This window comes from Idiomarina loihiensis, assembly GCF_024584785.1.
Taxonomy (GTDB): Bacteria; Pseudomonadota; Gammaproteobacteria; order Enterobacterales; family Alteromonadaceae; genus Pseudidiomarina; species Pseudidiomarina fusca.
In genome coordinates, this window is sequence record NZ_CP074112.1 from 1,928,824 (window position 1) to 1,942,029 (window position 13,206).

A 13,206-nucleotide genomic window follows, 5' to 3' on the forward strand; every position below is an offset into this window, starting at 1 on the left:
TTAGCGTCCTTCGCGTAGCTCAACTAGAAAGTAGGCGGCACGGTCGTTCAGTGAGGTTTCTTTATAGATAGCCGTGCCATTGGCTGGTACATACACCCGCCGCCACATGGTTTCATCCATCAAAGGCGCTTGGTTGGCATCAAAAAACAACGCCTTGCCTTCAATTTGTAAGTCGTAGTCGGTACGGTTACGAATCATGGTCCAGACTTCTAATTGCCCAGTTGCGCTGTTACTGATGCCACTGCGATCAAGAGTTACTTTTACCGTATCTTGTACCCGCTCACCGAAGATGGTTTTAGTGATATCCGTGCGGTTAAGCTGGTGATCAATAAACACGATGGTGTTCAATTCATTGGTGGTGGTGCGCTGCACTGGGTGCGCGCCTTGGTAGCCGTTTTGGGTGTTACTGCCGCAGCCTGCTGCCAGCAAGGTGACCGCTGCAATAGCTACTAACTTGGTGCCTAAATGACTGTTCATTGTTGTTATCCTTTTGCTGCCGATGCCATCATCTTATTTAGAATGCTGACTCAGCGCGCGCGTGAGCTATGCCAAATCAGATGATTGCCACGCTGATCTTGATAATGCCGAAACACCCCGGACGGGAGTGAAACCGGCTGTCCGTCTAAATCTGCATAAGTTGCCTGCCAATCACTAATATCAGTGGGCGAGCCGGAAAAGGTGCTGACATGAATGGCATCCGGCAAACTAGCCCAGTAACGCGTGTCTGCGCGCGGTTTAACATTGGTCGATAACGCCATGCTAGCCACCCCAATCAAGGCCAAAGTATTACCCACCTGCCCGCTACTACCGCCAACTGCCGGTGACCAGACTCGTGCTGCTACCCCTAACTTAGCTAAATCCGCACCAATATCCGCGGTGGTATTGGCAAAACTAGCTTTGCCTTCAATAATCGCATCTACTGGCCTACCGCCACGTGAGGTGGCTTGCCAATACACACTCTCAATAGGAGCTAACTGTTGCGTTTGCCCCGCCATGGTTAGGGTGACTTGTTTCTCGGTGAAATTTTTACCCGGGCGAAACACCAGCTCGTAATGGCCCATGCCGTCGGCTAACTTACGTGGCGCAAAGCCCGTTTCTGCTAGCACGAGTACATTGTCGTTGGCATCCGGAATGGCGATATCTGGCCGCAATTGCTGTAACTCAGCGTACGCCTCGGCGGCTAAGCCGGAGCTACCCATTTTTTGCGCCGACCAGCCGGCCAGCAACAGTAGCACCGCAAAATCTGCACGATTCTGTTCTTCTTCGGCAAAGGCATCTTGCAACAGCCCGCTGATAAAACTGGCGCGAGCATTGTCGTACTCACCGTCAGCTAGGTAAATCAGGCCGCGATAGTAGTAGGCCATAGCACGTTCGTAGGGCTCACCTTTGAAGTCTTTGCGGCCTTCTTCGTGCCACAGGCTGCGCGCTTGAAGTGCGGCTTGGTTATCTGCATACACAGTTTCAATCACCGCTAACGCAGCATCAAAGTTCTCGCGGGCAAGATCGAGATCGCCCCGATAAAAAGCAGCGGTACCTATCTCCATGCGGTTGAGCACTTCGTTACGCTTACCCTCGGCAAATAACTTTTGATATTGTGCTTGGGCATAGCTGGGTTGCTCTGCCACCCTGCTTTGCTCTTGCTGATTAAGCTGCAAGGGTTGGTAAGTAGCTGGCCCCGTGGCTCCACAGGCGGCTACCGCTAAACTGACAACGGCCAGCCCCGCCAGCCGCACCGTCTGCTTTGCCGTATTAGCGGTAGATGATGTCATCTTGCGCGGTTTTCTGGAATTCATACATGCCGCTCCACACATAAGTGCCAAGTTCTAGGTCGATTAACTCAAAGGTAATTTGATGGTAACGCGAGCGCTCTTGGCTGCGGGTATCCATCGCATCAAGGGACATGATTCGTCCCACTAAGCGAAAATCTGCGCCAGCAGTAGCTTGGGTGCTACGAATGGTACCGCCATCCACCACGCCCATCCGCTTCAGTTCACGCTCTTTCTCAACCATATCGGCGAATTCCCGGCCGACGAAGGTGAGTCGACCATTGGCGGCACGATTCAGGTTGATGCGTAAGCGGTCGGTGAGCATGTTTTTGTTGATGCGCGACGAGCTCTCGTTGGTAAAATATTCGCTGTCGATAATGATGCGGGGGGCGATCTCGCGATTCACCAATTGCGGGTTGCTGAGCATATCGCGCATCATTTGGTCGGTGACCGCCATGATGTCTTGGGACTCAACACCTACCCCTTGGATTTTGCCCGGTGACCGCGCATCTTCATAGACGGTGGCGCGGCCGGCGCTGTTATCAATCTTGGTAGCACCGCAACCGGTGAGCAAGAGCCCACCGATAAGCGTGATGCCGGTTAATACGAACTGTCTCATGGTAACGTCCTCATTGCAGCTTGTTTGTTAGGGTGATGGGCAGGATTAAGTTAGTAACCGACACCCGCCCCAGCTGAGGCGTTATATAGGTACTGCATGTAGCTGGTTTTCATTTCTGGATAAATCGACATCACTGAATTAAGAGCGTCTTGATAGTGCGGATGAGAGGAGTGATTCACATACATCCAAACCGCTAAATCTTGCAGCGAGTTAAACGAGATATCTGAGCTACCACGAATCACTTCTTCGCCACCGGCCATCTCTAGCGCCACTTCGCGGCCGATACTTTCACCTACAGCCTGACCCAGCATGCCACCAAAGAAAGGAATATTTTCAGCTAGCTTTTGGCCTGCATAGGCGCCAGCCATACCACCGATAGAACTACCCATTTCGGCATTTCGGGCGTTATTAACCCACTCGGCTAGCACCCCGTCTGAGGTGTAGGGGCTCATGTAACTACCACTGTTATCTTGAATTGGGGTTGGCGATCTTAGTTGATTAGGTTGGGCCAATTGCGGCCCCATAGCACAGGCGGTCAGTAACAAGGATAGGCATAGGGCAAATAGTAATTTAATGTTGTTCATAACAGCTCTCCCTTGAGCTCAAAGTTTTGTCTAATCGTTATGATTTAATAGGAGATTTAATTAAAACAGCCGTAAAACCTAGGATTAATCATAACTTTTGTTATTGGTGCTGCTTGATTTGCAGGCAACAAAGTAAAGGTTATGCAAAGATCCTATTTTATCAAGGCGATACCCATCACAAATGTTTAACCGCTTGTTTTGATATCAATTTTAATTATCAGTTATGCCTTACTTGTTGAGTATTCATCATGTTTATCGCAAAAATATGCGGGAAAACACTTATGTCAATTCAAATATGTAACAAAAGCCCGTATAATTCGTGGCACTTTATTAACCGCAACAGCAAAAGGGGTACCCAGTGCTGCAAGAATATCGTAAGCATGTCGAAGAGCGGGCCGCAGAAGGCATTCCGCCAAAGCCACTGACAGCAGAGCAAGTTGCTGATTTAGTAGAATTATTAAAAAACCCACCAGCGGGCGAAGAAGACTTCCTAGTCGAGCTAGTGTCTGAGCGTGTACCGCCAGGCGTAGACGAAGCTGCTTATGTTAAAGCCGGCTTTTTATCAGCCATCGTTAAAGGCGAAACCAGTAGCCCGATTGTTAGCAAAGAAGCCGCTGTTGCTTTGTTAGGTAACATGCACGGTGGTTATAACATCGTGACCCTAGTTGAGCTGCTAGACGACGCTGAATTAGGCGAGTTAGCCGCAGAAGAATTGAAGCATACCCTACTGATGTTCGATGCCTTCCACGATGTGGAAGAGAAAATGAAAAAGGGTAACCAGCTAGCCAAGCAAGTGATTGAGTCATGGGCTGACGCTGAATGGTTTACCAGCCGTGATGAATTGCCTGAAGCGATCAAAACTACCGTCTTTAAAGTCACTGGCGAAACCAACACCGACGACTTGTCACCAGCGCCAGACGCTTGGTCTCGTCCAGATATCCCATTGCATGCCAAAGCCATGTACAAAATGCCACGCGAAGGTATTACTGACGCGGCTAAGCAAATTGAAGAGCTGAAGCAAAAAGGCCACCCAGTCGCTTTTGTAGGTGACGTGGTTGGTACAGGTTCATCACGTAAATCAGCCACCAACTCAGTGTTGTGGTTTATTGGTGAAGACATGCCTGGTACGCCCAACAAGCGTGCTGGTGGTATCTGTATTGGTAGCAAAGTAGCGCCAATCTTCTTCAACACCATGAAAGACGCCGGTGCGTTAGTGTTTGAAGCAGACGTCGAAAAAATGAACATGGGTGATGTGATTACCATCTACCCTTATGCTGGCAAAATTGAAAACGAAGCTGGCGAAGTGATTGCTGAGTACGACTATGCCTCGCGCGTGATTTTAGACGAAGTACGTGCTGGCGGTCGGATCAACCTGATCATCGGTCGTGGTTTAACTGAAAAAGCTCGTGAAGCTCTAGGTTTAGGTCCGTCTGAGCTCTTCTTGAAGCCAGAACAGCCAGCAGATACAGGTAAAGGCTACACCTTAGCGCAGAAAATGGTCGGTAAAGCTTGTGGTATGACTGGCGTCCGTCCAGGTACTTATTGCGAGCCGAAAATGACCACCGTGGGTTCACAAGACACTACCGGCCCAATGACACGTGACGAGCTGAAAGACTTAGCTTGTTTAGGCTTTACTGCTGATTTGACCATGCAGTCATTCTGCCATACCGCGGCTTATCCAAAACCTGTTGATATTGAAACCCAGCATACTCTGCCTGATTTCATCATGAACCGTGGCGGCGTAAGCTTGCGTCCAGGTGACGGTATCATCCACAGCTGGTTAAACCGCATGTTGTTACCTGATACCGTAGGTACTGGTGGCGACTCACACACCCGTTTTCCGCTAGGTATTTCATTCCCAGCAGGTTCAGGCTTGGTTGCTTTCGCAGCTGCTACCGGCGTCATGCCACTAGATATGCCTGAATCAGTATTGGTGCGCTTTAAAGGCGAGATGCAGCCTGGTATCACCTTACGTGATTTGGTTCATGCTATTCCTGCCTTTGCTATCAAAGAAGGTTTGTTGACCGTAGAAAAACGCGGCAAGAAAAACATCTTCTCTGGCCGCATCTTAGAAATCGAAGGCCTTGATCACTTAACCGTTGAGCAAGCCTTTGAATTATCTGATGCGTCAGCTGAGCGTTCAGCTGCGGGTTGTACCATCAACTTGTCAGAAGAGTCGGTCGCTGAGTACTTGCGTTCTAACATCACCATGTTGCGTTGGATGATCAACGAAGGCTACGGCGATGCCCGTACCCTTGAGCGTCGTGCACGTAAGATGGAAGAGTGGATTGCTAATCCACAGCTGATGCGTGCTGATGCTGACGCTGAATACACCGCAGTTATCGAGATCGATTTAGCTGACATTAAAGAGCCGATTGTTTGTTGTCCAAACGACCCAGACGACGCTAAGTTCTTAAGCGAAGTTGCTGGCGATAAAGTAGACGAAGTGTTTATTGGTTCTTGTATGACCAACATTGGTCACTTCCGTGCAGCTGGTAAGTTGTTAGAGAAAAACACCGAAGAGCTCAACACGCGTCTGTGGATTGCGCCGCCAACCAAAATGGACGAAGCGCAACTACGTGAAGAAGGTTACTACAACATCTACGCAAACAATGGCGTGCGCACTGAAATGCCAGGCTGTTCATTGTGTATGGGTAACCAAGCACGAGTGGAGCCAGGTGCAACGGTATTATCTACCTCTACACGTAACTTCCCGAACCGTTTAGGCGACGGCGCTAACGTGTACTTAACTTCAGCTGAATTAGCTGCCGTGGGTGCGATTTTAGGTAAATTACCAACGCCTGCAGAGTACATGGAGTACGCTAAAGATATTAACTCAATGGCTGGCGAAGTTTATAAGTACTTAAACTTTGATCAAATGGATGCCTTCCGTGCGGCTGAAGCTGCGGCGAAAGCAAACATCATTCCGACCATTAACCTAGGTTAATGTAAGTAAAAAAAAGAGCTGGCCCCAGGTCAGCTCTTTTTTATTGCGCGATCTGTAAATCATTTGCCTTCGCTATTCTTGTTTGTTATTTTTTAAAAAAATATAACAATAACGACAAGGAATTCTCATGCATCTCATGGTTCGCAATTTGCTATTAAGCGCAGGGTTACTTGGTGCTCCACTCATGGCCCCGCAAGCGCTAGCTGAGACTGCAGCCGAGACAGCCGAGACCAGCGCAGCAAATGCCTTCAAACAGGCCTATGCTGCCTTACAGCAAGCCCACCAGCAACAACTCCCGAGCCACGAGCTAAGAAGCTATGCGCAAACCGCCTACCAAGCGGCCAGCGCTTATTTTGGTGACGAGCACATCAATACTGCGAAAATGAAGCTGTCCTTCCTGAATGTGTTAACTCCTAGCCAGCACAGCAGCGGTGATTTTGCTGACCTTGCTACCAGCGTGCTCGATACCTACGAAAGCGAATACGGCGCCGACGCCGATGAACTGATCCCGGCGCTGATGATGGTGTTACGAACGCAACCCGTGCGCGCTCATTTACGCAAAAATCGTGCCCTATTTGAACGCTTAATCGAAGCGGCAGAACGCTCTCCTAATCTTAGCATTGAACAACAACTACGACTCAAAATTGACGCCGCCACCTTGTTGTTGGCACAAGGCAACCCAGCTAGTCGAGCCCTGCTTGATTTTCCTGAACAAGCTCAGCAACAGCTTGGCGCAAGCCATGACTTAACTTTGTTGGCAGAGTTCTCAGCGGCTCGTTATTTAGAAGTGAACCAACAAACCCGAAGCGCAACTGACTACTTTGAGAAAATCAGCCAACACCCATTTACTGAGCAAGCCTCAGAGACCCAACTGAGTATCAAGTACATGAGCCATGCGCGTTTGGTTGCTACGTATGAAGGCATTGGTGAAAGCGATAAAGCCACCAAGCATTGTTTAGCCATTGCCGCTATGGGCCGCGGTATTGGTGACGAAGAAGAACCCACCCCAATTTATCGAGTGAACCCGGAGTTTCCGCCGAGTATGGCGCGTGACGGCCATAGTGGTTCAACGGTCTTGATGTTTGATATTAATAAGCTAGGCATGGTGGAAAATATTCGAGTCGAAGAAGCCAGCCATAAAGCTTGGGCTCGGGCCGCCACCAAAGCCTTGCAGCAGTGGCGCTATGCACCACGGTATGTGAATGGGGCCAGTGTCGATACCGCCAATCGCAAAGTTGTCTTTGACTTTAATATTCGCCGCTAGTATCACTACTAGTATCACCACGAGCACCAGCAAAATACTGCCAAATCAGCCGTTCAGCTGGGCCTGCTAAGCGCTCCGCTGAACGAACCAGGTGCACCTCTAGGTTCACCTGATTAATAAAACCCGGAATATCAATCGGCCGCAACATCTGTTGTGCGATGGCATCACCGACTAGATCGCCGGGGATGATCCCCCACCCCATCCCAGCTAGCAATAGCTCGCGCTGGGTGATGGAGTCATTCACTCTAATCCGTTGCTGACCGGGCATCCGTAAAATAATATCAAGATCAATACCAACATCTTGATTTTGCGGGATCAACATGGGCAAATCCAGCAAGTCTTGGCGTGATACTTTTATCGCATTTTTTTTTGCTGCAGGATGGGTTGCCGCCGAGTCAACTAAACCGGCTTGCTGCAACAGCGCCGGCGCTACCACAATCAATAATTCAAACGGTCGCACCCTTACCGTCTCAAAATCGCCGTACTGACGAAACACAGGTAGCCAAGGGCACAGCGCCAATTCAGCTTCGCCATCACGAATTTTCCGTAACGAGCGCAACTGGGAATCACCACTTAACAATAACTCCGTTGCCGGAAAGGTCTGCTGTAATTGCTGCAGCGCAGGAAACAACACCGCCGGTGCACAGGTGTAGTCATAAGAAATCCGCAGCTGCGGTTCAGCCCCGGTGCGTAATTGCTGGGTGAGTGATTGCAGTCTTTGATTTTGCCGAATCACCTCACTGGCCTGGCGCAGAAACTGTTGGCCACGCTGTGTCAGCGCTAAGCGATAACCACTACGGTCAAATAATTTAAAACCAGCTTCCTGCTCAAGGTTTTTTAGTGCCATACTGACCGCAGCTTGGGTGCGATGCATGCGTTCAGCAACGGCTTGCACCGAACCGACTTCAGCCAAATGAATGAGCATTTCTAGTTGGTTCAGCTTCATCGTTAACCCTATAAGTTTTTCTTAAGATGTTTTTAATTTTTATTCAGTATTACTTTAGCTTTGCTTTGGCTAAAATAACAGCCTAAGTTTTCTTAATCGCTTGGTGAACGCCACGCAGAGGTTGCCCCATGAATTACCCAGCTCGTCTAGTTACTTGCTCTTTATTAGCGGTTGCTGTTCTCAGCACCAGCGCATGTTCTCCAGCTCCAGAAGCAGCTGCGCCAACGGCTGTCGCCCAACCGGTTAAGTTAATGACGGTAAGCTACGGCCATGGAGAACGGATTCGCCGCTTCCCAGCTGTGGTTGAAGCTGCGCAAGTGGCGCAACTGGCATTTCGAGTTGCGGGTGAAATTACCGAGTTCCCGGTCAAAGCTGGTCATGATGTGAGTCAGGGGCAGTTAATTGCCAAGCTAGACCCAACTGACTACCAATTGGTGCTCGACCAAGCACAAGCAAGGTTTGAGTTAGCTCAAGCACAATTTACTCGTACTGAGAATTTGGTGGCGCAAGGGGTGATTTCGCCACAGCAGTTTGATGAGGTTAAATCGAACCTCGAGGTGGCCCGCGCTAATCTAGAAACGGCTAAGGCAAATGTGCGTTACACCGAATTACGCGCCCCTTTTGCCGGTACCGTGGCCCATGTTTTTGTTGAGCGTTACGAAACCGTGCAACCCCAGCAAGCTATTGCCACCATTCAGCTCAGTAATGCCGTAGACGTGAGTATTCGGGTGCCTGAGAGTTTATTTGCACGTGTGCAACGACAGGCGGATTATCAACCGGATGTGATCTTTGCAGCAGCCCCAGAGCGTCGCTTTAAAGCCACCTTAAAAGAATGGGACGCCACTGCAGACCCGGCTACCAACACCTATAAAGTGGTGTTCACCTTACCGGTACCGACCGACTTAAACGTACTTCCGGGCATGTCTGCCGCCCTTGAAGTAGACGCGAGCGCCATTGCTCAACAAGCGGCAGCGGCCATTATTGTGCCTAGTTCAGCGGTGTTTTCACCGGCCACCCAGGCTGCCAGCAGCGGTCATGCCGTATGGGTCTATCAGCCCGAGGCCGGCGTGGTGGAGCTGCGTTCGATTACCATAGGTGCGGTAACCAATCACGGCGTTGAGGTGACCGCAGGCCTAGTCGATGGTGAGCATATTGTCGTTGCTGGAGTGCATGCATTAACAGACCAGCAGCAGGTACGGCCATGGACTAAAGAGCGAGGTCTGTAATGAATATCGCTCGTTACAGTATGAAGCGCACCACCACCAGTTGGATGGTGCTGTTCATTCTCTTACTTGGCGGGATTATTGCGCTGCTTAATATTGGCCGCTTAGAAGATCCTGAGTTTACGCTGAAGCAAGCCATGGTCATTACCCAATACCCTGGCGCAACGGCGCAACAAGTTGAAGAAGAAGTCACCTACAAGCTGGAAAATGCCATCCAGCAACTGGCCAATATTGACCACGTTACCTCGGTCTCTAAACCTGGGCTTAGCCAAATCACCGTAGAAATGCAAAGTACCTTGCGCAAACATCAGATGCCGCAGGTGTGGGATGAGTTACGACGCAAGATTAACGATGCCCAGCCTCAACTTCCGCCCGGCAGTGGGGTGCCCATGGTGAAAGATGACTTTGCGGATGTGTACGGCATGACATTTGCGATTTCCGGCCCCGGCTACAGCTATCAAGACATTGCTGATTACACCGATTTTTTACGCCGCGAACTGGTGCTAGTGAAAGGCATAGGTAAGGTGATGGTAGCCGGCAAACAGAACGAGCAAGTGATTGTCGAAGTGTCGCGCGAAAAGCTTGCTAACTTTGGTATTGCTCCACAGCAGTTGGTGAATCTACTGCAAACGCAAAATGCAGTTAGCGATGCCGGCCGCGTGCAAATTGGTGAGGAGCGCATTCGTTTGCAAACCAGTGGCGAATTTCAAGATGTTGCCGCACTGGCCGATTTGATGATCAGCAACCCGGGCGCAGAAGAGCGGATTTTATTACGCGATGTGGCCACTGTAACTCGCGAATACCAAGAAATCCCAACCCATATGGTGCGTTACAACGGGCAAGAATCTTTGTGGCTAGCACTGTCTTTTGCTCCTGGCGTGAACGTGGTGGAAGTAGGTGAACGCGTTACTGCTAAATTGGCTGAGTTAGAATACGCCCAACCGGTCGGCATGCAGATCAGCAACATCTACGATCAACCCAGTGAAGTGGATAAATCCGTCACCAACTTTCTTATCAACCTAGCCGAAGCCGTGGTGATTGTGGTGGTAGCCTTGTTGGTGACCATGGGGCTGAGATCTGGCGTGTTGATTGGTAGTGTGCTGCTAGTGACCGTGCTCGGTAGTTTTATCTTCATGTATTTAATGGATATTCAGCTGCAACGGGTCTCTCTTGGCGCCTTGATTATTGCCTTAGGCATGTTAGTTGATAACGCCATAGTCGTGGCCGAAGGTATGCTGGTTGGGGTGCGACGTGGTTTGTCGCGGATTCAAGCCGCCAGCGACGTGGTGCAACAAAATTTATGGCCACTGCTGGGGGCGACAGCGATTGCCATCATTGCCTTTGCGCCGATTGGGCTATCTAAAGATGCCAGCGGTGAATACGCCAACTCGTTGTTCTGGGTGCTGTTTATATCGCTGCTATTGAGTTGGTTTACTGCCATCACTCTCACACCGTTCTTGGGTAATATTCTGTTTCGCAAAGATGCTCGCGCGCGAAGTGCCATCGAGCAGCCCGAGGATGATGACCATGTTTATCAACACTGGGTATTTCTAGGCTACCGCAAGCTTTTGCTGGGCTTTTTAAGTTGGCGAAAAACCACGGTAGCCGTGATGTTGGCGCTGTTGGTGCTGGCTGGCTATGGTTTTACTAGCGTAAAACAGTCTTTCTTTCCGCCCAGTACCACGCCGATGGCCTTTATTGATTTATGGTACCCGCAAGGAACCGATATTCGCTCGACCTCCCAGCAGGTGAAACAGCTTGAACATTACTTGCAACAAAAGTACTTGCAACAAACAGAAGCAGGCCAAGAGGCTGCTGGCTTAGATTTTGTTGCCACCACCATAGGCCAAGGCGCTCCTAGGTTTACCCTCACCTATATGGTCGAAAAATCCTACGAAAGCTATGCCCAGTTGATTCTGCGTGGTACCGATACTCAGCATTTGCAACGGGTACTCGAGCAATTTGAAGGCTACCTGCAACAGCAGCAGCCCGATGTTGAGTTTAAGATCAAGCCCATTGAAATGGGCCCCTCCCAAACAGCGAAGCTCGAAGCGCGCTTCAGCGGCCCTGACCCGTTGGTGCTGCGTCAACTTGCAGACCAGGCTCGGCAGATTATGGCAGCCGATGCCGGAGTCCATAATCTGCGCGATAACTGGCGCCAACGCACCAAAGTGCTCGAAGTAGACTTTAATGAAGCCGCAGCGCGGCGGTTAGGCATTACCAAACAAGACGTTGATGATGTGCTTAAACGTAATTTCACCGGGCAAACGGTGGGAGTCTATCGCGATGGTACCGAGTTACTGCCGATTTTGGTTCGAGCGCCAGCACCGGAACGTAGCGATCTAGACAACTGGTATGAGTTGCAAGTTTATAGCTCGGCGTTGCAACAGCATATTCCGCTGGGTCAGGTGGTGCATGGCATTCAGCTTGCCGCCGAAGATTACCTGATTGTGCGACGCGACCGGAAAAGAACCATCACAGTGATGGCTGATCATGATATTTTCTCTGACGAAACGCCCGCAATGGTGTTAGCCCGAGTGCGCCCAGATATTGAAGCCATTCCCTTGCCGCTCGGCTATGAGTTAAGCTGGGGTGGTGAGTTTGAGGCATCACAAAAAGCCACTGGCGCAGTGTTTCAAGCCTTGCCATTGGCGTTTCTGGTGATGTTCATTATTACTGTGTTGCTGTTTAGCTCTATCCGTCAAGCTGGGGTATTGTGGACCACAGTCCCCTTGAGCCTGATTGGGGTTACTCTGGGGCTATGGCTCACTGATCAGCCCTTTGGTTTTATGGCGTTATTAGGCTTTTTGAGTTTATCAGGCATGTTAGTTAAAAATGGCGTGGTCTTATTGGAACAAGTGCGCGTAGAATTAAGTGCTGGTAAAGCAGCCATAACAGCACTGGTGGACGCCTCCGTGAGTAGGGTGCGCCCCGTCTCTATGACAGCCGCCACCACGATTGTGGGGATGATTCCGCTGCTGTTTGATGACTTCTTTGTGAGCATGGCGGTGGTGATCATGTTTGGCTTGGGCTTTGCAACCTTACTTACCTTGGTTGTGGTGCCGGTGATGTATGCGTTGGTGATGCGAGTAAAATGAATATAGCAGTGTTAGGAGCAAGTGGTGGCCTCGGTGGCATGACCGGTAGTACCTGTGTGCAAGTTTCAGAACGTATTCTGATTGATGTAGGTACTGGTGTCAGCCAATTGTTGTTAAAGCAGATGCAGCAAGTGCGGCATATTTTTCTAACTCACAGCCACAGCGATCATATCGCTTGTTTACCTATGCTGTTAGGTAACTTATTTAATGTTCCTGATGCTGGTGAACCTGTCACTGTCTATGGCTCGGCCGATACTATCGCGGCTATCCAAGCGCATGTGTTTAATTGGGTCATCTGGCCCGATATGCAAGAACTACCCAGCAAAGCAGCACCGCTGTTGCGCTTACAAACCATCACTGCAGGCCAATCCATTGCTATTGATGGTATTAGCCTCACCCCTTTTGCCACCTATCATACGGTGCCAACCTTCGGTTATTCTATTTGCAAAGAGCAGCAGCATACGGTGTATGTGGCCGATACTGGCTATGCCAGCAGTCTGGTTGAGCAGATTAATCAGCTGGGCGTGATTGACGATATTATTTTGGAGTGTAGCTTTCCTAATGAATTGGCAGCAGTGGCCAAGCAAAGCTGTCATTTGACCCCACAGCTATGTTTGCAACTCTTAGCTGAGTTGACGCAGCCGCCAAAACGGGTGTGGATCAATCATTTAAAACCAGATGTGGCGGATGAAGTACATAAACAATTGCGGCAGCAGCACCCACCACAGGGCTGGCAGGTGCTGCTATAACTTACCGCTC

General features: G+C 50.0%; 10 protein-coding genes. 5 read left to right on the forward strand and 5 right to left on the reverse strand.

From position 1 onward, the window contains the following. Genes KGF88_RS09265 through KGF88_RS09280 form a run of 4 tightly spaced genes read right to left on the reverse strand, consistent with a single transcriptional unit; the run spans nt 1 to nt 2,969 of the window. Nucleotides 1–477 (reverse strand): hypothetical protein, encoded by a 477-nt coding sequence (locus KGF88_RS09265; protein ID WP_153826397.1) that lies wholly within the window; start codon nt 475–477, stop codon nt 1–3. Between the two features lie 50 nt (nt 478–527). Then, on the reverse strand, nt 528–1,793 hold the full coding sequence (locus tag KGF88_RS09270; protein WP_153826398.1) for a hypothetical protein: 1,266 nt from the start codon (nt 1,791–1,793) through the stop codon (nt 528–530). Then, nucleotides 1,750–2,385: a penicillin-binding protein activator LpoB gene (locus KGF88_RS09275; protein WP_153826399.1), complete on the reverse strand. Its 636-nt coding sequence runs from the start codon at nt 2,383–2,385 to the stop codon at nt 1,750–1,752. The genes KGF88_RS09270 and KGF88_RS09275 overlap by 44 nt, the downstream gene beginning before the upstream one ends. Before the next feature lie 50 nt (nt 2,386–2,435). Beyond that, nucleotides 2,436–2,969 (reverse strand): hypothetical protein, encoded by a 534-nt coding sequence (locus KGF88_RS09280; protein ID WP_153826400.1) that lies wholly within the window; start codon nt 2,967–2,969, stop codon nt 2,436–2,438. A gap of 358 nt (nt 2,970–3,327) precedes the next feature. Between KGF88_RS09280 and acnB the strand changes: the two genes are divergently transcribed. Then, a complete protein-coding gene (gene acnB / locus KGF88_RS09285) occupies nt 3,328–5,916 on the forward strand; it encodes a bifunctional aconitate hydratase 2/2-methylisocitrate dehydratase (RefSeq protein WP_162014524.1) in 2,589 nt (862 codons plus the stop codon). Nucleotides 5,917–6,043: 127 nt separating this feature from the next. Beyond that, nucleotides 6,044–7,180: an energy transducer TonB gene (locus KGF88_RS09290; RefSeq protein ID WP_153826401.1), complete on the forward strand. Its 1,137-nt coding sequence runs from the start codon at nt 6,044–6,046 to the stop codon at nt 7,178–7,180. Here the strand turns inward: KGF88_RS09290 and KGF88_RS09295 are convergent. Then, the gene (locus tag KGF88_RS09295; RefSeq protein WP_153826402.1) at nt 7,164–8,126 is read right to left on the reverse strand and encodes a LysR family transcriptional regulator; all 963 of its coding nucleotides are present in this window, start codon (nt 8,124–8,126) and stop codon (nt 7,164–7,166) included. The genes KGF88_RS09290 and KGF88_RS09295 overlap by 17 nt on opposite strands. Before the next feature lie 128 nt (nt 8,127–8,254). On the opposite strand from KGF88_RS09295, the gene KGF88_RS09300 reads away from it, so the two are divergent. The 3 genes from KGF88_RS09300 to KGF88_RS09310 are packed head-to-tail and all read left to right on the forward strand — an operon-like array spanning nt 8,255 to nt 13,196. After that, entirely contained in the window at nt 8,255–9,352 is a 1,098-nt protein-coding gene (locus tag KGF88_RS09300) for an efflux RND transporter periplasmic adaptor subunit (RefSeq protein ID WP_153826403.1), read from the forward strand. After that, the gene (locus KGF88_RS09305; protein WP_153826404.1) at nt 9,352–12,447 is read left to right on the forward strand and encodes an efflux RND transporter permease subunit; all 3,096 of its coding nucleotides are present in this window, start codon (nt 9,352–9,354) and stop codon (nt 12,445–12,447) included. The genes KGF88_RS09300 and KGF88_RS09305 overlap by 1 nt, the downstream gene beginning before the upstream one ends. Continuing rightward, nucleotides 12,444–13,196, forward strand: coding sequence for a 3',5'-cyclic-nucleotide phosphodiesterase (locus KGF88_RS09310; RefSeq protein ID WP_153826405.1), 753 nt, complete (start codon nt 12,444–12,446; stop codon nt 13,194–13,196). The genes KGF88_RS09305 and KGF88_RS09310 overlap by 4 nt, the downstream gene beginning before the upstream one ends. The last annotated feature ends 10 nt before the right edge of the window (nt 13,197–13,206 follow it).